Genomic DNA, 14731 nt, shown 5'->3' on the forward strand with positions numbered 1-14731 from the left:
CCGGCCGTGGTCGCCGGCGCCGCCGGCGCGATGGGGACGCGCGGCGCCGCCGAAGGCGAACGGAACCGATGACGCAAGTGCGTCCAACTAGCCGTCATGGCCGGCTTTATGCCGGCCATCCACGCGGCGAAGGATAGCCGGGACAAGCCCGGCCATGACGCGTTGAGGGTGATGCTATTCCCGCCGCGGGGAACGCGACTCAATATTTCCGGATGAGGCTCACGAGCTTGCCTTGGATGCGCACGCGGTCGGGGCCGAAGATGCGCGTCTCATAGGCGGGATTGGCGGCTTCGAGCGCGATCGAGGCGCCGCGCTTGCGCAGCCGCTTCAACGTGGCTTCCTCGTCATCGATCAAAGCGACGACGATATCGCCGGTTTCGGCCGTCTCCTGCTTGCGGATGACCACCGTATCGGCGTCGAAAATGCCGGCCTCGATCATCGAATCGCCGCGCACTTCGAGCGCATAATGTTCGCCGGTCGAGAGCATGTCCGGCGGCAGGGCGATCGTGTGGCTGCGGTTCTGCAGCGCGGTGATCGGCGTGCCGGCGGCGATGCGGCCCATCACCGGAATGGCGACCATGCCGCTGCGCTCGTCGTCCTCTTCGGCCATCGCCATGACCGGGCGCACCTTGCCAAGATTGCCCTCGATGACTTCGGGCGAGAATTTGCGGCCGCGGCCATGCGAGACGGGCGTCGTGGATTCCGGCAGGCGCAGGACTTCGAGCGCCCGGGCGCGGTTCGGCAGGCGGCGGATGAAGCCGCGCTCCTCGAGCGCCAGGATCAGCCGGTGGATGCCGGATTTCGAGCGCAGGTCGAGCGCTTCCTTCATCTCGTCGAAGGAGGGCGGCACGCCGGTTTCCTTCAGGCGCTCGTTAATGAAGCGCAGCAGTTCGCTTTGTTTGCGGGTCAACATTCGGGCGCTCTCGCTCTCGGGCTCTTGGGCGGCTTCCAGCCGAATCACATCCGGACCAGAAGACGGGAAGCCGCTAAACAAAGAGTGAACGGACCATAAAGGTTCTTGCTGTGTTCCGCAAGGGGGGTGGTCGAACTTATCCCCTTTGGACAAGTAGGTGAGAATCATGCTAGAGTTGCGGCCCGAGGCCAGGGCGCGAAGATGGCTAATTATTCGTTGTCAGATATTTGGAACTGGGTCGTCCAGAATCTTACATGGTCGTTTATTGTTCGGGTGCTTCTGATGAGCGCCTTCATAACGGCTGCCCTGAACAGAGCCTTCGGATTATTAGAAAACTGGAAAAAGCAGCTTTGGTTTTTCGGTGCGGCCGTTCTACTGATCGGAGCTACAGCGTGGGCGTTGGACGATCTGAGACCTCGCGCAAAATTCCAAGCGTTGATAACCTATCTAGGTACCACGTTAGGGCCTCCTGGAGGGGCAATTCTTACAGCCTCCATTATAAATGCAGGTAGCGCTCAAAGCGTGGCGATGAGTTTCCAACTCAAGACGACAATCGATGGCCGAGATTATTTCGGCATTCCCGCCACCGTTCCGGCAAATGTACAATTCATAGTTGGCAACCAAAAATATACTTACCACTCAAGCGACTCGCTAGTTACCAAGGCTAGTTCTCCAATTCCTCAAGGCGGAGAAGTGAACGGAATCGCTCTATTTGTATTTCCTACTATTCCCCCGGCCCTTTTAGCTAGGCCGGCGACATTTTATTTCACGTTCAAGGATGCTTTTGGAGAATCCTATAATGCGAGCATTGATACCACGGGAAACATGGTTCCGCCGACCGTAGATTTGCCGGGCATTACTGCAATAGCACCGACGACCTTAACGCCACCTGCCAGCGCGGCACCGCCTCAATCAAAATGAACGCAGGAAGAAAACAGCTCCCCGACGATCCTCACCCCGACGCAGAAGATCGGTTCAATCGCCTTTTGCAGGAGATGATAAAACCGGCAAAACAGGTTGAGCAAATACCATCAGAAGAAGATCAAACATCAGATGCGGAGCGTGACGAAGATTGTGGCGATACTCAAACTCCCACAGATACTTCTGAAGATGCTTCTTAGAGACGTGAATGTAAGTGCCGTTGATGCCGCGTTTCAGCATCGCCCAATAGCTCTCAATCGTGTTGGTGTGCGCTTCGCCCCGGACATACTCATATTCTGAGTGATTGACGCTTTCGTGCGCGTAACCGTGAATGTCGATCCCGCGATAGACGCGCGCATCGTCGGTCATGACGTGGGAACCTTCCTTCACCCATTTCTTCACTTGCGGCAGGATTTGATTGGTATGGCGCGCGCCGACTTGGCGGCTCAGAACGTCGCCGTTGCGCTCGACCATGCCGAGAACGATAGCCTTGTCGTCTTTGCCGACCGGATCGCGGCCACCGAGGAACGCTTCGTCAATTTCGACGATGGGAGCGGCCTTGGTCGATCCTCCTAAAGGGCGGTCACCATCCACAGCGCCCATGTGCTGGCGAATTTTGCTGCACATGCGCCATGCCGTTTTGTAGGTGACGCCGATCTGCCGCTGTACCTCTTTCGCCGCAACGCCATTCCGCGAAACGGAAAAGAGGAACATGACATAAAACCAATCGGTGAGGGGCGTACGCGCTTGCTCGAAGGGCGTGTCCTTGGTCGGGTAAACCTGATAGCCGCAATGCTCACATGTGTAAGAGCGGCGTCCGCGCGTGCGATAATAGTTCGCCTCGCGATGGCAGCTCTGGCAAATATGCCGCTTGCCGTACCGAACCCGCATGACGTGCTCTAGGCAGGCATCATCGTTCGGGAACCGCTTCTGGAAATCTTTGAGGGTAGGTAGCTTCTTCGTGCCCATGAAGCGAACCTACTACATTACCGTTTACTTGCCTAGAGGGGATAATTCCGGGGGTGGTACTGTCCGAACTAGGACACTCGATATTTGAAATTAGGACGTTTGCCTTTAGCTTAAGCGTCGGCAATGCACCGCGCGAGGCGTCCAATGGCAAAAAAGCCCAATCGCATTTCCGAAACCGATCTTCTCTATCCGACTTTAGAAATACTAGCCGCTCAGCCTAGCGGCGAGATGACCACAAGCGACTTGATCGTTGAATTAGAAGCCAGAATGAAACCGACAGGAAAGGACGCGGAATTAATTGACGGGCGCAAAGATACTTATTTCAGTCAAATCGTCCGCAACATGGTTTCTCACAAAACGGCACCCGGCAATATCATTGCCGAAGGTTTTGTCACCCATCTTGGTGCGCGTAAGGGCCTAAAGATTACGGATGCAGGAAAAGCGCATCTGTCTCATCGCTGAGAGTAGCGCGCTTTATATCCCGGCTTGAACCACTTTAATTCTGTGCCGATCGCGTCTTTATCCCAAACAAACCAAGCATAAGCTGTCGTGCCGGAACCCTTGACCTCTGCACCCGCCGGATAAAACGTGATCCGCTCGCTAAACACCCAAACCCGCGCGGGGGGATGTTTGGCGAAAATTGTATTCGCGCGGTTCGCGCCCTCGAGAAATGCAAGGCGTAACAGCAACGCAAACTTTTTTTCAGCGTTCGCAACGCCAGCCGCGACGAAGCCTTCGGCGCTATTGTAAGGAGGATTAGTCACGATGTTCGCAGCACGTCGATTGGCGGTGACAAAATCAACTCCCGCCTCGCCATAACCACGCTGGTAGAGATCGGAACTGACAACATTGCGGCCCGTCTGCGCCAGAACTTCCGACATAGCGCCATTGCCGCACGCGGGCTCCCATATACCGCCCTCGAATTTTTCATTGTCGATTAACGCGTACGTCGCCCATGCTGGCGTCGGAAAAAAATCAGGACCGTCGAGATCGGCAAACCTTTTCAAGGTCGGCTTAAAGCCGCCGGAAAGGTTGTATGTTGCGTCCATTGATTCGGTCCTCCACATGAGGACTAATCATAACTGAATCAAATAGTTAATGAAGCTTTAAGGGTGAGTCAAAACGACCCACCCGCTAATCACGCCCTCCTTGAATTACTTTAAAATTCCGACGTGTCCAATGAATCTTGCGCGGATCGCGCGATGCATTCGCCAAGCAAGCCGCTAGAAGCTCGCCAATCGTCCAAGCATGATCTGTAAGGCCAAGTGCCGTCGCGGGCGCCTCGCGGCGCCCGAGATTTCGGGGAGATTTTTGGAATTCGTGAAAGTATTGTTCTCTGGATCAAGCGCGCTACGACAGGGGCCGCGCGGGAACGGGACCGAACACCATGAGCAACGTCGAACCGGGTCCGGATGATCCGCCTTCAGAAGTTCGTGCAGCCGGCGAGATTGGCGTCACGCCAGGCGCAATTGTTTGGCTCAGAGATCTTTCTCTGGGGGCGGTGCTGGTCCTGACGGTGATCGGCGTGGCTTACACGAGCTATTCGCGACGACCCATCGCCGTCTATTGGGATTTCCTCGCGCCGCTCATTGCGCTCGTGTGTGTCGCCGCCGGATGGCGATGGGCCAGCGAAAGAGGCGCGCGGTTGCAGTTGATACGCACGCAGGCGCTTCATTGGATTGCGTTCATCGTTGTGATGAACGTGCTGCTGCTGCCCAGCGTTCAAAAAATTCTCGGCGTGAGCGCCGACGGGCTCGCCATGCTCACTCTCTTGGCGCTCGGAACCTTCACCGCCGGCGTGCATATCAATTCGCTGCGCATCTGCCTGCTTGGGCTCTTGATGGTTCTCGGCGTTCCAGCGATTGCCTGGGTCGAGGAGTCAGCCGCCATTCTCGTGCTTGTCGCCGGACTGGCTCTCGCAATTTGCGCCGTATTTTGGTGGCAATGGCGCAAAGGGGCCGACTGACTCCACTGCGTTCAGCAATGGGAGGCAATCGTCGTTTAGCCGTAAGCAACGCCCGGATTGCTTTGGCCAACCTCGATAATATATCCGTCGGGATCGCGAATGTAGCAGCGCGTTTCGCCGTATTTGGGCTTTGGCTCGGTTATGAACTCGGCTCCGCGGCTTCGCCATAATTCATAGCAGCCCTGAATATCGGCAACGCGGATGTTCATAAAGCTGCTGACTTTATCCGGGTCGGCTGGGACGCTGAGCGTCACCGTCGGTTTGTCAGGCGTCGGGCCACCTCCGGGATTGACGAGGAGCCAGGTGTTCGCAATTTGGATATATCCGGGCGCGCCGTCGCTGTCGCCTCGGCTCAGGATACGACCGCCAAAGACCTTTTCATAGAATCGAAGTGACCGTTCGACATCGGCGACCGTGAGAAAGTGTGCGATGGAGATCCCCTCCGTCGGGGGCATCTGATAGCTTTTCTGCTCGACTTGCACGTCACTCATGGACAACTCCCATTTGCCTGAGCGCTCCCGCCAGCGCCACAAGGCGCGCGCTAGGGGCTCGATCGTCAGACGGCATCGGCGCTGAACGAGCAGCCGCTTCGCTGGATCTTGGTTCTAGGAAGCCCGAGCCGCGCGCGCCGGGGCTGTCCTTTGATTCATCACTTTCATAAGCGCGTGCGCGGCCGGCCCGGACGACGCTGGATTTTGCCCGGTGATCAGCTCGCCGGCTGTAACGACGTGAACACCCCAATCCTTAACCTTGGAAAAGATTGCGCCGAGCTTCAACATCTCGTCCTCGACAAGGAACGGCACAACCTTCGTCAAGCCCATCTCTTCTTCCTCACCGTCGGTGAAGCCCGTAACCTCCTTGCCTTCTACCAAAAGTTTCCCGTCCGGCCTTTTGACATGACGCAGTGCGCCCGTGGAATGGCAGACGACGGCGATCGGTTTGCCGGCGGCGATGAAGGATTCGAGCAGCTTGATCGAGTTTTCATCTTCGGCCAGATCCCACATCGGGCCGTGGCCACCCGGATAGAAGACGGTGTCGAAGTCTTCTTGCCTCACGGCGGCGAGGCGAAGGCTTTTGTCGAGCTGAGCTTCGGCAGTCGCGTCGTTTTCGAACCGGCGCGTGAGGTCGGTACGGAATTCGGGTTCGTTGCTTTTTGGATCAAGCGGGGGCCGTCCTCCTTTCGGAGACGCAAGCGTGATATCGACGCCGGCGTCTTTGAACACGAAGTAAGGCGCAGCAAGTTCCTCAAGCCAGAAACCCGTCTTGCGTCCCGTATTTCCGAGTTGGTCATGGGAGGTGAGAACCATCAGGACTTTCATGAAATCCTCCTGTCGCTCAGCGGTCTTCAGGGAAAAAATGCGATTGTCACATGACGTCAGGCCATGAGTTTTGCTCACGGCTTTGTCTTGACGGGAAAACCTAATCCTGCGCTGCCGCAGCATCGCGACCAAAGGCGCGATCATGCCCGGATTGGCGATTGGACCTTGAGTGGAGTTGGGGTCTAATTGACGGCAACAAGCGGTCAAGCTTCGTGAAAAAACGCACCACATCGGCCTCCGCTTGGAATGCGAGCCCAATAGACGTCTTCGTAAGCGCTTTGATGATCGCGGGGTCGGTTCGACAAAGTCGAAGCGACTAAACTGTCTTAATGCGTTGGCGTCGACGGCGACAGTTGAAGCATGTAAATCATTTCGAGTCCAATTTCTTCGGCGCAAGCGCTTCGTCCGCCGGCAAAGCCAAGCTAAAGGAGCGCATGTTTTATAGTGAGTTCATTCGCTAAAGTGCGCGAGAGTTGTTCGACTGCGCTTGGTTCAGCCGTTCATCAGTTCGCCGCGAAAAACATTTCAGCGAGCAAACGCAGAATTAAAGCGGCCGCCAACCGGAGCGCCGCAACTCGGGACCAAGGTAAATTCCTTGGCGACCGCGCGCGCGATCACGCTGGGGTCGGCCTCGCCGCTCGAAAACAGGGCGATCGTTCGCCGCGCAATGGATTCAGCGACAGGGCTGCTTCGATCCCAAACGTTGAGGAGACGCAAGGCTTCGGCATAGGCCTTCGTCATGACTTCAATGTCGTGAGGTCCGTAGGGGCTGCCTTGCAAAAGGCGCAGGATCGGCATCAACGCTCTCTCCTTAGAACAAAGGCGGGAGCGCAAAAGGGTCTCTCAGCCGTCGCGGCCTCGGCTACGCTTCGCGCGACGATGGGCTGACCGTACGCCTGAAAGTGGCGATGGTCATTAAATTAAGACATAGCGCGCGCAACACTGCCTCCGCAGCGTGGGGCGGGGCGCACAAGGCCGCCCCGCGAGGCGGCCTTGAAGGGTCACGGCAAATCCTGTTTGACGCAGGTGATGCCGGCATCGAGTTTATAATTGCAGGCGATAATCTGCTTGTCCGCAGGATTGAGCAGCCAGACCGACGTGACATTGCTGTTCACGGCCGTCCCGGCGATGGCGATATATTTGCCCATCTTCATCGCCATCATCCCTTGTCCGCCCATGCCTTGGCATCCCGCGCCTTGGCACCCCGTCCCTTGTCCCATCATGCCTTGGCCCATCATGCCCCCCTGACCCGACATGCCTTGGGATCGGCCGCTTTGCGTGAAAGCGAATCCGATTGCCGCGGCGCATAGTGCGGTCAGGATGATTTTGCTCGGGCTCATGGCGAACTCCTCTTGTCAGCGATCCGATCCGTCGCTTTTGCAGGCGTTCCGCGTTGAGGGCGATGATCTAGCTCAAATCGCGATGCCACTGCGCAGGCGCGGGCGCGTCATCCTCGACCGTCGCCAACTCCAATTGCGAGGGCGCGAAGCGCCTTTTCCGTTTAGGAAGCCTGCAAAGATGGGCAAGGGCGGGACGGCCCGGCGCTGAGCCATGCGCCTAGCGTAGCGCGCTCAGTCCCTTTCGGAGATCCTCGAGATTCATCACCGGCTGCAATTCGATTTCCGCGTCGAGGCCTGCGAACAAGGGTTCGGCGATGCCGGGTATTTCGGATGAATCTTTCATATCGAAGACGATGAGCGCGCAGCGGTATCCATCTTCGGCGAGGAAATAGGCGGCTTCCGGCTTCAGCTTGTTCAGCGTCGCCTCCATGAGGCTTGGCAACGAGCCGTCCTTGATCGCGCGGCTGCCGGTTTGGGTTGGAATGACGAGTCTGAGCATCATGCGCATGTTCACCCTCCATCGAATTGCGAAGCAAACATCAAGGAAAGCCGCGGCGGCTGCGATTTCGTCGCCTGTGACGCGTCGGACGATGCGCTCGTCATAAAGGCGTTGCGGGTGAAGATCAGCACAGCATAGACGAGCGGGTCAAAGATCAGCAGGGCAGGGGCCATGCCGCCGGTCTCACCCCTGTGCGGGCTGAAGCTGCGAGGCGCCGCGCTTGAAGAGCATGTCCCAGAGCTTGTCTTCGCCGATGGCCCGGCCGACTTCGCGGAAGGCGAAGAAGGGGATCAAGGCGACGAACATCAGCGCGACGACGCAGACGAAGCCTTTCAGCGTGCCGCCGCCGACAAGCGGAACGCTGCGCGCGACGCTTTCGCCGTGCCAGAGCCCGATCAGCATGCTTTCGCCGATATGCGCGGCAACGAGCAGAACGGCGAAGGCGAGGGCCTTGTAGAGGATCGGGTAGATCAGCGGGCCCGACTTGAGCCGGCCGGCGAAATCCAGGTCTTCCGCGACAAGCAGCACTTTCGAGAGCGCAAGCGCATTGATCAGCGCCAGGCCATGCGACAGGAAATGGATGTGCTGCCTGGCCAAGACGACGGTCTCGCAAAGCACATAGATGCCGAAGATCACCCAGAGATAGAGCACGATGGCGAGAAGCTGCTTGAATTCGCGCGTCGCCCAGTCGATCAGGCGGTGTTCGGCCGGCTGTTCCTGCGTCGTCATCATGCCCTCCATCGCCACATCGGCGGTTGGACACACAGACATGGGAAGGCGCGGACTGGCGCGAGCCCTGTCTCTCGGCTTATCCGCGCCGCGCCGATCCCGGCGCGCCGGCCGGTATCGCGCTCAGCACTCTTCCGGCACTTTGCTGAAGCGTTCGCAGAGCGTTTTCATCAGGTTGATGGCTTCAGGGCCATAGAAGGAACTGTAGCGGGCGTTGACGCAGCTTTTGGCGGTCTTCAGCACGCCTTGGATTTCATGGCGTTCGAGCACGCCTTTTTCCGCCAGGGCGTCGAGAAGGGCGAAGAGAATGGCGCTGCTGACGACAGCCAGGCTTTTTTCCGAGACAAGAGGGCTTGAGGGGATCGGCATGGTTCACGCTCCTGTGAACCCTATGCTAGCGCAGCGCCGAGCATTGTAAATAATGAAAAGGTCCTATGCGCAAAACGCGGGCGAGGCGGTTCAGCGCAAATGCAGCAGCTTGGCGAGGACCCAAAGCACGGCGAGGACCACGGAGCCCGCAACCGTCAGGGCGCAAAGGCCGGCGATCGCAGCGCCGATGAAAAAGACGACACGGCGGAAATGGCCCTCGGCGTTGGACGGGAACTCGATCTTGTTCGAGCGCGGCGGGGTGAGGTCGAAATGCATGGCCCTGTCCTTTTCGCAACCGCGCCGATCATAGAGGACGCCGCCGCCGCCGCAAGGGCCGGCGCGGCGCGGGCGCCTTTCGGTGATTCGCGCACCGGGCTGTGGGAAACGTCACATTCGAAGCCTCCGGCATTTGATTTGAGCACCGGGAGCAGCGCGCCGGCCGCTTTGATCCGATAGGCCCCGCGCTTGCCGGAGGCAGAGATGTGTGAAGCGCTTCAGCCGCAACTCTTCGACGCGGAAACCTATCTTCGCGAACTGCGCGCGGCCGGCTGCTTCGTCAAGCTGACCGAAGGGTTCATTTCAGGATACGAAAGCCTGCACGTCTGCAATCGAAACGCCAATTCGAAATTGGAGATTGCGATCGCCTCGAAATGGGCGCGCTCGAAGAAGGCCGACCCCTTTTGGAAGCAGGAGGTCATTGCCGTGCTCAAGGTCGAGCGGCAGCGTAATCTGTCGATCGACACAGCCTTCGGATAGGCCGGCCCGCCGGTCGGGGCAAATATTGACGGGAAAACAGCGCTCGGCCCCGATTCTATTTCGGCGGCTTGAGCCGGCGCTTCGAGACGTGAAATGTCGGGGCTGCGCCGCCGGGCGCAGCCTCGCCCCGGACATAGGTCTTCTGCCAACCTTGCGCGACGGCTTGCGGATCCAATTGCCGCAAGTCCGCATTGAATTTCGTCCGGCTCTCCGTCCAGGCATCGTGTTCGGCCTTGAGGGCGGGATCGTCGCTGAGATTAGCCAGGCTCGGCTCGACCGAATCGAGCAGGGCATGCGGCGCGAGGGTGACGAAGCAGAACGGTTCACCCTTATTAAACCGCACGGTGCCCGGCCGCGTGAAGCGCCAATTCATCGTGAAGGTCATCGAGAGCCAATCGGTTTCGATCAGCCCCTCAAGCGGGACGATCTTGTCGCGATGCGCGTTGGGCGTTCCCCGCACCCAGATGGCCCAGCCGGGAGACGTGCGAAACAAATAGCCGGGGTGGAAGGTCAAAATTCCATGCCCGAAATGCGAGACGGCGATCTGGTTGATTTTCTCGCCGGCCTCGTCGGAACGCACGTGCAGATCGTCGATTCCCGTGCCGCCGAAATAGGTGGCTTCGACGGAAAAGGGCAGCAGGATTTCCCAGCCACTGGCATTGGCGATCGATAGCGGAATGCAGCGATAGGCAAATCGCTGATCCGTCGCATCCATCCAATCGCGATCGGATCGTGCCGGGACCAAATCCGGGGCATCGTCGCGCAGACGGTAACAACGAAGCTGCGGAGCTTTGACCGAGTCATTCATCGGGCCGAACCTCGTTGAGCTATCTATTTGGCGGAAGGCCCGATGCTAAAATCCGTCTTGACGCTTCCGTCGGCCTGAAAAGTTAAAGTGTAAGAGACATCGGCGTCGGAGCTCAGGCTAAAGTTACTGCCTTCGCTAAAGCTTAAAAAGGGAACACAATAATCAGAGCCGCCGGGCTGATCAGCCAGCCAGATATTGAATGTGTGGTGCAGGTTTCTATCGACGCAAAACGACCGAGTCCCCGAATTGCCCCCACGTGTCCTGGCCGAGATGGCCATTCTCGTGGTAGCGATCGGTTTGCGCTCTATAGTAGAACGCGGGCAAGCTGAGCGTCGTGTCGAAAAAGTAACAGTTGCCGGTGCGCGCTTCCAGCCAGCCTCGCGAAAGCCAGTCTCCCGTTGACTGTTGATAGGCGATGGCGAAATAGACGGTGTGGGGATAGGCGTTGCAAATATTGATGTTTGTGAGTTTTCCCGCAGCGACGGCAGTTGAAAGCGGGGCAAGGAATTCGAGCGCGGCGGCCATAGCGCCGAATACAATTTTCGGGTTCACGAGGGCACCCCAAAGCTGAGCATGCGCAGCATATCGGGCGACAGTCTTGAATCAAGCATCACGGCTGCTTTTGCTGCTGTGACCGCTCCATGCAGCGGGCCGCTCTAAGCTATGAGAATCGATCACGGTCATGATTTCAGATCGTTCGATCCGAAATCACCGATATCTATGCGCATGGCCGCGGCGGGCGCGATATTGGAGCCGTTGCAAGTTTGGTTACACGACACCGGCGCTCAGGAATTCATGAATTGGCTGCCATATGTCATGCTTGGTGACGCCGGATATTTCCGATAGGTCCTTTGCGAAAACCTCGGCCCAGGACAGCAGGTCGCGAATGTTCTTCATCGTCAAAACGCTGGTTTCGGCGGTCATAATTGCGATTATCGCGACCGTCTCGAAGCGCTATCCCGGCTTCGGCGGCCTCATCGCCTCGCTGCCCCTCGTTTCGGTGCTCGGCATGATTTGGCTCTGGCTAGAAAAACCGGACGCCGCGAATATGGAGTATCATGTCGAAAGCACGTTTTGGTTTGTGCTTCCGTCCTTGCCGATGTTTCTGGCGATACCCGCTTTGATGCGCAAAGGTGTGCCCTTCTGGCCTTCGCTCGCAATCGGGTGCGGCCTGACGGTCGTGCTCTACAGCCTCATGTTATGGCTAGCCCCCAAGATCGGATTGAAGCTTTAGCTGGCCGCCAGCCAAATAAGGCGCGTGCCAACCGTCTGCCCCAATCTGCATTTATCTTGCCGGGATGCAAAAAATGCCCCTCGCTTTGATCATCTTGGCCGCGATGGCCGTCGCCCCGGCGCAAGCCATGGAAGACAACTTCACCCCGCGTCTCATCCAGGCCATTCAAAACTACCTGCAAGCCTACGAAGTGTGTCTGCGGCGCGTCATCGCGGCGTCGCCTACCGCCGGCCAGCAGCCGGAGCAAATCGCCAAGGCGGCGGTCAAGACCTGCCGGGAAAAGGACGCTGACGTCAGAGCGACAAGAAAGACGGTGTATGGGTTCCCGAGCGTCGACAATTTCATGGCCGGGCAGAGCGACAGAATATTGGCCTTCAGTATGCAGCTGGCAAAGGCCCACATCGAAAGCTCGAGCCGTCGTTAGCGTGGCCTTCCATCATGGCGCGCAAAAGGCCGAGGCGATTTAGATATGCTTTTGAAATCAGCTTGTTATGCTGGTGCTGCAAGAGAGGATTGAACTCTCGACCTCTCCCTTACCAAGGGAGTGCTCTACCACTGAGCTACTGCAGCTTATTGCCTGACGGTCGGGCGCGGACGGTCGAAGCGCCGGCTATGTCGCATAGGCGGGGCCGATAGGCAAGCCGGCGTCAGACGCCGCTGGTGGCGGCCGCGCGGCGGCGCTCCAATTCGGCATTGAGGGCAGCCCCGACCAGCACGATCAGGACCGAGACCCAGATCCAGGTCATGAAGCCGATGACGGCGCCGAGCGAGCCATAGACGCGGTCGTAACTATCGAAGGCCGCGACATACCAGGAAAACAGAATCGAGGCGCCGAGCCAGGCAAAGGTGGCAAGGACGCTGCCCCAGGTCATCCATCGCCATCGTCCGCCGATCCGGCTCGGGCCGACGCGATAGAGAATGTCGAGAGCGATCGTATCGCTGACGAACAGGACCGGCCAGCGCAGCCAATCGAGCAATTTGTCGAGCGAAGAATGAAAGCCCGCAAAATTCCAGACAATGGGCAAGACGACGACGCCGGCGAGCGCCACGACCATGAAGACGACCGCGGCACAGGTCATCGCCAGGGTCGTCGCGTAGAAACGCAGCAGGCTGCGTTTCTCTCTTTCGCCATTGACGACGTTCAGCGCATCGAACAGCGCGCTCATGCCGGAATTTGCGCTCCACAAAGCGATGAGAAAGCTGCCGAGGAAGGTCAGATTTTGCACGCTGTTGCTGTGGCCGGCAACGCGCATGATCTGGTCGCGGATGAGGCCGATGACGCTCTGCGGGAAAACGTCTTTCAGCAGATTGAGATGGCTCGCGATCGTGTGCGGATCGGCGAACATGCCATAGAGCGAGACGATCGTTGCGATGGCCGGGAAAATCGCCATCAGCCCGAAAAAGGCGACGCTGCCAGAATTGGCCACGAGGCGGTTGCGGCTGATGGACAAGAAGACCCGGCGCGCCAGATCGAATATGGCCGGCCCTCCACCGGCCGGCGCCGCGATCCCTCTGTCGTAATTAACGTCGTCTAACCTATTCATGGATCATTTGAGCGAGAGAAGCCAAAGAAACGCAGGACTTAGACTTTCGAAAGTCGAGTTCCCGCTCTAATCCGCTCGAATTAATCTTCGCATTGCCCATCCCTTTGTCCCATCGGAAAAAACTCTTCCTCGCACGATGCGACGGAAACCGATTGTTATCCTTCTGCCCCCTAGATTAGCAGCGCCAGCGTAAGATGAGCGGCCAGAATGACCTATCCTGTGTTCAAAGACATCGATGCTCCGGCCCGGGATACCGAAACGTCGGCGGAGGAGATTGCCCGCCGCGCTGAAGCCATCGTCAATCCGGCGTCCGGCCTTGCCAACGATTACCTAAATCTTTTCAATGAGATCGTCATGCTCATCGAGCAATTGCCGGCCATGCCGGAATTGATCGAAGATATCCTCACGTGGCGGCCGGTGACCTACCAGGCTTATTTTGCGAAATCGATCCTGCCCGGCAGCGTTTCGGCGCTCGAGGCTTACGCCAAGCTCGATCTTTCGTTCCGCCGCGACTTCGAAACGGTCGTCGCCGATCTCGACCGGCGTGCGGTCGGTTCCGTCGTCGCGATCCGCCGGCAGTACAAGAAGCAATGCGATACGGCCTCTCCGGCGATGATCGAAATCTGCGAACGCGCCGGCTCGGCGCTACGCGAGGTGCTGTCGACGGCGAGTGACCTCGTCAATCACGGCCGCCGCATCGAGCGCGAAAGCGAGCAGGAACGCGCCGACCGGCTGATCTATGGCACGCTGCGGCGCGTCGGCTGAACCGTCGCGGCGGTCTTCAAACTTTCCATCGCATCGTATTTCGCCGAAAGCCGCGGCGCAGGCCGGCGCCCTTGACGGAAACGGGCAAATCTCTTCCTGTCCGGACGCGCACGGTGCGCCATGGAACGAGCGGCTTTGACGTCAACCCTCATGCTTGGTGCCGATGCGGCCGACATCGCCAAGGCTGCCGAGATTCTCCGCGCCGGCGGGCTCGTTGCTTTTCCAACCGAGACCGTCTTCGGCCTTGGCGCCGATGCCACCTCGGATCGGGCGGTTGCCAAGATTTACGCGGCCAAGGGGCGCCCCGCGTTCAATCCGCTGATCGCCCATGTCGCCGATCGCGCGGCGGCGGAAAGGCAAGGCCGGTTCTCAGCAGCGGCCGCGGCCTTGGCGGCGGCCTTTTGGCCGGGACCGCTGACCCTTGTTTTGCCCTTGGCCGAAGGCGCGCGCGTCTGCGCTCTCGCCCGTGCCGGGCTCGACAGCGTCGCGATCCGCGTGCCGGCGCATCCTGTCGCCCGCGCGCTGATCGCCGCGCTCGGCCGTCCGGTGGTCGCGCCCTCCGCCAACCGCTCCGGCCATGTCTCGCCGACCAGCGCCGC

At 58.7% G+C, this 14731-nt stretch carries 23 protein-coding genes and 1 tRNA gene; 8 read left to right on the plus strand and 16 right to left on the minus strand.

What is annotated here, in order from left to right; all coding sequences use genetic code 11:
* Positions 1 to 199 precede the first annotated feature (199 nt).
* Positions 200 to 913 (minus strand): transcriptional repressor LexA, encoded by a 714-nt coding sequence (gene lexA / locus Q0025_RS13815; protein WP_297300112.1) that lies wholly within the window; start codon positions 911 to 913, stop codon positions 200 to 202.
* Between the two features lie 201 nt (positions 914 to 1114).
* On the opposite strand from lexA, the gene Q0025_RS13820 reads away from it, so the two are divergent.
* Positions 1115 to 1834 carry a hypothetical protein gene (locus tag Q0025_RS13820; RefSeq protein ID WP_297300114.1) on the plus strand — a complete coding sequence of 240 codons (720 nt, stop codon included), beginning with the start codon at positions 1115 to 1117 and terminating at the stop codon, positions 1832 to 1834.
* Positions 1835 to 1888: 54 nt separating this feature from the next.
* Here the strand turns inward: Q0025_RS13820 and Q0025_RS13825 are convergent, their stop codons facing one another.
* Positions 1889 to 2803 (minus strand): IS1595 family transposase, encoded by a 915-nt coding sequence (locus Q0025_RS13825; RefSeq protein ID WP_297300116.1) that lies wholly within the window; start codon positions 2801 to 2803, stop codon positions 1889 to 1891.
* A 144-nt stretch (positions 2804 to 2947) separates the two neighbouring features.
* Here Q0025_RS13825 and Q0025_RS13830 point away from each other — a divergent pair, with 144 nt between their 5' ends.
* Positions 2948 to 3265: a hypothetical protein gene (locus tag Q0025_RS13830; protein ID WP_297300118.1), complete on the plus strand. Its 318-nt coding sequence runs from the start codon at positions 2948 to 2950 to the stop codon at positions 3263 to 3265.
* Here Q0025_RS13830 and Q0025_RS13835 read toward each other — a convergent pair.
* Positions 3256 to 3852, minus strand: coding sequence for a hypothetical protein (locus Q0025_RS13835; protein ID WP_297300120.1), 597 nt, complete (start codon positions 3850 to 3852; stop codon positions 3256 to 3258). The genes Q0025_RS13830 and Q0025_RS13835 overlap by 10 nt on opposite strands.
* 338 nt (positions 3853 to 4190) lie before the next feature.
* Between Q0025_RS13835 and Q0025_RS13840 the strand changes: the two genes are divergently transcribed.
* Positions 4191 to 4769, plus strand: coding sequence for a hypothetical protein (locus tag Q0025_RS13840; RefSeq protein WP_297300122.1), 579 nt, complete (start codon positions 4191 to 4193; stop codon positions 4767 to 4769).
* 35 nt (positions 4770 to 4804) lie between these two features.
* Here the strand turns inward: Q0025_RS13840 and Q0025_RS13845 are convergent, their stop codons facing one another.
* The 9 genes from Q0025_RS13845 to Q0025_RS13885 form a co-directional block, all read right to left on the minus strand.
* Positions 4805 to 5260 (minus strand): VOC family protein, encoded by a 456-nt coding sequence (locus Q0025_RS13845; protein ID WP_297300124.1) that lies wholly within the window; start codon positions 5258 to 5260, stop codon positions 4805 to 4807.
* A gap of 114 nt (positions 5261 to 5374) precedes the next feature.
* Positions 5375 to 6088: a type 1 glutamine amidotransferase domain-containing protein gene (locus Q0025_RS13850; protein ID WP_297300126.1), complete on the minus strand. Its 714-nt coding sequence runs from the start codon at positions 6086 to 6088 to the stop codon at positions 5375 to 5377.
* 525 nt (positions 6089 to 6613) lie between these two features.
* Entirely contained in the window at positions 6614 to 6886 is a 273-nt protein-coding gene (locus Q0025_RS13855) for a hypothetical protein (RefSeq protein ID WP_297300128.1), read from the minus strand.
* 203 nt (positions 6887 to 7089) lie between these two features.
* A complete protein-coding gene (locus Q0025_RS13860) occupies positions 7090 to 7428 on the minus strand; it encodes a hypothetical protein (RefSeq protein ID WP_297300130.1) in 339 nt (112 codons plus the stop codon).
* A gap of 217 nt (positions 7429 to 7645) precedes the next feature.
* Entirely contained in the window at positions 7646 to 7930 is a 285-nt protein-coding gene (locus Q0025_RS13865) for a hypothetical protein (RefSeq protein WP_297300132.1), read from the minus strand.
* 8 nt (positions 7931 to 7938) lie between these two features.
* Positions 7939 to 8100, minus strand: a complete 162-nt coding sequence (locus tag Q0025_RS13870) for a hypothetical protein (protein WP_297300134.1) — start codon at positions 8098 to 8100, stop codon at positions 7939 to 7941.
* 10 nt (positions 8101 to 8110) lie between these two features.
* Positions 8111 to 8698, minus strand: a complete 588-nt coding sequence (locus tag Q0025_RS13875) for a hypothetical protein (RefSeq protein WP_297300136.1) — start codon at positions 8696 to 8698, stop codon at positions 8111 to 8113.
* An 81-nt stretch (positions 8699 to 8779) separates the two neighbouring features.
* The gene (locus Q0025_RS13880) at positions 8780 to 9025 is read right to left on the minus strand and encodes a hypothetical protein (protein ID WP_297300138.1); all 246 of its coding nucleotides are present in this window, start codon (positions 9023 to 9025) and stop codon (positions 8780 to 8782) included.
* Positions 9026 to 9115: 90 nt separating this feature from the next.
* Positions 9116 to 9301: a hypothetical protein gene (locus Q0025_RS13885; protein WP_297300140.1), complete on the minus strand. Its 186-nt coding sequence runs from the start codon at positions 9299 to 9301 to the stop codon at positions 9116 to 9118.
* 204 nt (positions 9302 to 9505) lie between these two features.
* Here Q0025_RS13885 and Q0025_RS13890 point away from each other — a divergent pair, with 204 nt between their 5' ends.
* Entirely contained in the window at positions 9506 to 9781 is a 276-nt protein-coding gene (locus tag Q0025_RS13890) for a hypothetical protein (protein ID WP_297300142.1), read from the plus strand.
* 55 nt (positions 9782 to 9836) lie between these two features.
* Here the strand turns inward: Q0025_RS13890 and Q0025_RS13895 are convergent, their stop codons facing one another.
* Both Q0025_RS13895 and Q0025_RS13900 read right to left on the minus strand, forming a co-directional pair.
* Positions 9837 to 10589 (minus strand): DUF6065 family protein, encoded by a 753-nt coding sequence (locus Q0025_RS13895; RefSeq protein WP_297300143.1) that lies wholly within the window; start codon positions 10587 to 10589, stop codon positions 9837 to 9839.
* A 216-nt stretch (positions 10590 to 10805) separates the two neighbouring features.
* Positions 10806 to 11141 carry a DUF1036 domain-containing protein gene (locus Q0025_RS13900; RefSeq protein WP_297300145.1) on the minus strand — a complete coding sequence of 112 codons (336 nt, stop codon included), beginning with the start codon at positions 11139 to 11141 and terminating at the stop codon, positions 10806 to 10808.
* Between the two features lie 334 nt (positions 11142 to 11475).
* Between Q0025_RS13900 and Q0025_RS13905 the strand changes: the two genes are divergently transcribed.
* Both Q0025_RS13905 and Q0025_RS13910 read left to right on the plus strand, forming a co-directional pair.
* Positions 11476 to 11823 carry a DUF3147 family protein gene (locus Q0025_RS13905; RefSeq protein ID WP_297300148.1) on the plus strand — a complete coding sequence of 116 codons (348 nt, stop codon included), beginning with the start codon at positions 11476 to 11478 and terminating at the stop codon, positions 11821 to 11823.
* Positions 11824 to 11896: 73 nt separating this feature from the next.
* Positions 11897 to 12247 (plus strand): hypothetical protein, encoded by a 351-nt coding sequence (locus tag Q0025_RS13910; protein WP_297300150.1) that lies wholly within the window; start codon positions 11897 to 11899, stop codon positions 12245 to 12247.
* Between the two features lie 71 nt (positions 12248 to 12318).
* On the opposite strand, the gene Q0025_RS13915 is transcribed toward Q0025_RS13910, so the two are convergent.
* Both Q0025_RS13915 and Q0025_RS13920 read right to left on the minus strand, forming a co-directional pair.
* Positions 12319 to 12393, minus strand: a tRNA-Thr gene (locus Q0025_RS13915).
* Between the two features lie 77 nt (positions 12394 to 12470).
* On the minus strand, positions 12471 to 13367 hold the full coding sequence (locus tag Q0025_RS13920) for a YihY/virulence factor BrkB family protein (protein WP_297300152.1): 897 nt from the start codon (positions 13365 to 13367) through the stop codon (positions 12471 to 12473).
* Positions 13368 to 13574: 207 nt separating this feature from the next.
* Between Q0025_RS13920 and Q0025_RS13925 the strand changes: the two genes are divergently transcribed.
* The gene (locus Q0025_RS13925) at positions 13575 to 14132 is read left to right on the plus strand and encodes a hypothetical protein (protein WP_297300154.1); all 558 of its coding nucleotides are present in this window, start codon (positions 13575 to 13577) and stop codon (positions 14130 to 14132) included.
* Positions 14133 to 14252: 120 nt separating this feature from the next.
* The coding region (locus Q0025_RS13930) for an L-threonylcarbamoyladenylate synthase (protein ID WP_297300157.1) at positions 14253 to 14731 on the plus strand (479 nt) is incomplete at its 3' end.

The sequence above is a fragment of the uncultured Methylovirgula sp. genome (assembly GCF_947646745.1).
GTDB lineage: Bacteria > Pseudomonadota > Alphaproteobacteria > Rhizobiales > Beijerinckiaceae > Methylovirgula.

Coding starts and splice junctions, on each gene's coding strand:
- lexA (WP_297300112.1), bottom strand. CDS start 913: ATGTTGACCCGCAAACAAAGCGAACTGCTGCGCTTCATTAACGAGCGC.
- Q0025_RS13820 (WP_297300114.1), top strand. CDS start 1,115: ATGGCTAATTATTCGTTGTCAGATATTTGGAACTGGGTCGTCCAGAAT.
- Q0025_RS13825 (WP_297300116.1), bottom strand. CDS start 2,803: ATGGGCACGAAGAAGCTACCTACCCTCAAAGATTTCCAGAAGCGGTTC.
- Q0025_RS13830 (WP_297300118.1), top strand. CDS start 2,948: ATGGCAAAAAAGCCCAATCGCATTTCCGAAACCGATCTTCTCTATCCG.
- Q0025_RS13835 (WP_297300120.1), bottom strand. CDS start 3,852: ATGGACGCAACATACAACCTTTCCGGCGGCTTTAAGCCGACCTTGAAA.
- Q0025_RS13840 (WP_297300122.1), top strand. CDS start 4,191: ATGAGCAACGTCGAACCGGGTCCGGATGATCCGCCTTCAGAAGTTCGT.
- Q0025_RS13845 (WP_297300124.1), bottom strand. CDS start 5,260: ATGAGTGACGTGCAAGTCGAGCAGAAAAGCTATCAGATGCCCCCGACG.
- Q0025_RS13850 (WP_297300126.1), bottom strand. CDS start 6,088: ATGAAAGTCCTGATGGTTCTCACCTCCCATGACCAACTCGGAAATACG.
- Q0025_RS13855 (WP_297300128.1), bottom strand. CDS start 6,886: ATGCCGATCCTGCGCCTTTTGCAAGGCAGCCCCTACGGACCTCACGAC.
- Q0025_RS13860 (WP_297300130.1), bottom strand. CDS start 7,428: ATGAGCCCGAGCAAAATCATCCTGACCGCACTATGCGCCGCGGCAATC.
- Q0025_RS13865 (WP_297300132.1), bottom strand. CDS start 7,930: ATGATGCTCAGACTCGTCATTCCAACCCAAACCGGCAGCCGCGCGATC.
- Q0025_RS13870 (WP_297300134.1), bottom strand. CDS start 8,100: ATGGCCCCTGCCCTGCTGATCTTTGACCCGCTCGTCTATGCTGTGCTG.
- Q0025_RS13875 (WP_297300136.1), bottom strand. CDS start 8,698: ATGTCTGTGTGTCCAACCGCCGATGTGGCGATGGAGGGCATGATGACG.
- Q0025_RS13880 (WP_297300138.1), bottom strand. CDS start 9,025: ATGCCGATCCCCTCAAGCCCTCTTGTCTCGGAAAAAAGCCTGGCTGTC.
- Q0025_RS13885 (WP_297300140.1), bottom strand. CDS start 9,301: ATGCATTTCGACCTCACCCCGCCGCGCTCGAACAAGATCGAGTTCCCG.
- Q0025_RS13890 (WP_297300142.1), top strand. CDS start 9,506: ATGTGTGAAGCGCTTCAGCCGCAACTCTTCGACGCGGAAACCTATCTT.
- Q0025_RS13895 (WP_297300143.1), bottom strand. CDS start 10,589: ATGAATGACTCGGTCAAAGCTCCGCAGCTTCGTTGTTACCGTCTGCGC.
- Q0025_RS13905 (WP_297300148.1), top strand. CDS start 11,476: ATGTTCTTCATCGTCAAAACGCTGGTTTCGGCGGTCATAATTGCGATT.
- Q0025_RS13910 (WP_297300150.1), top strand. CDS start 11,897: ATGCCCCTCGCTTTGATCATCTTGGCCGCGATGGCCGTCGCCCCGGCG.
- Q0025_RS13920 (WP_297300152.1), bottom strand. CDS start 13,367: ATGAATAGGTTAGACGACGTTAATTACGACAGAGGGATCGCGGCGCCG.
- Q0025_RS13925 (WP_297300154.1), top strand. CDS start 13,575: ATGACCTATCCTGTGTTCAAAGACATCGATGCTCCGGCCCGGGATACC.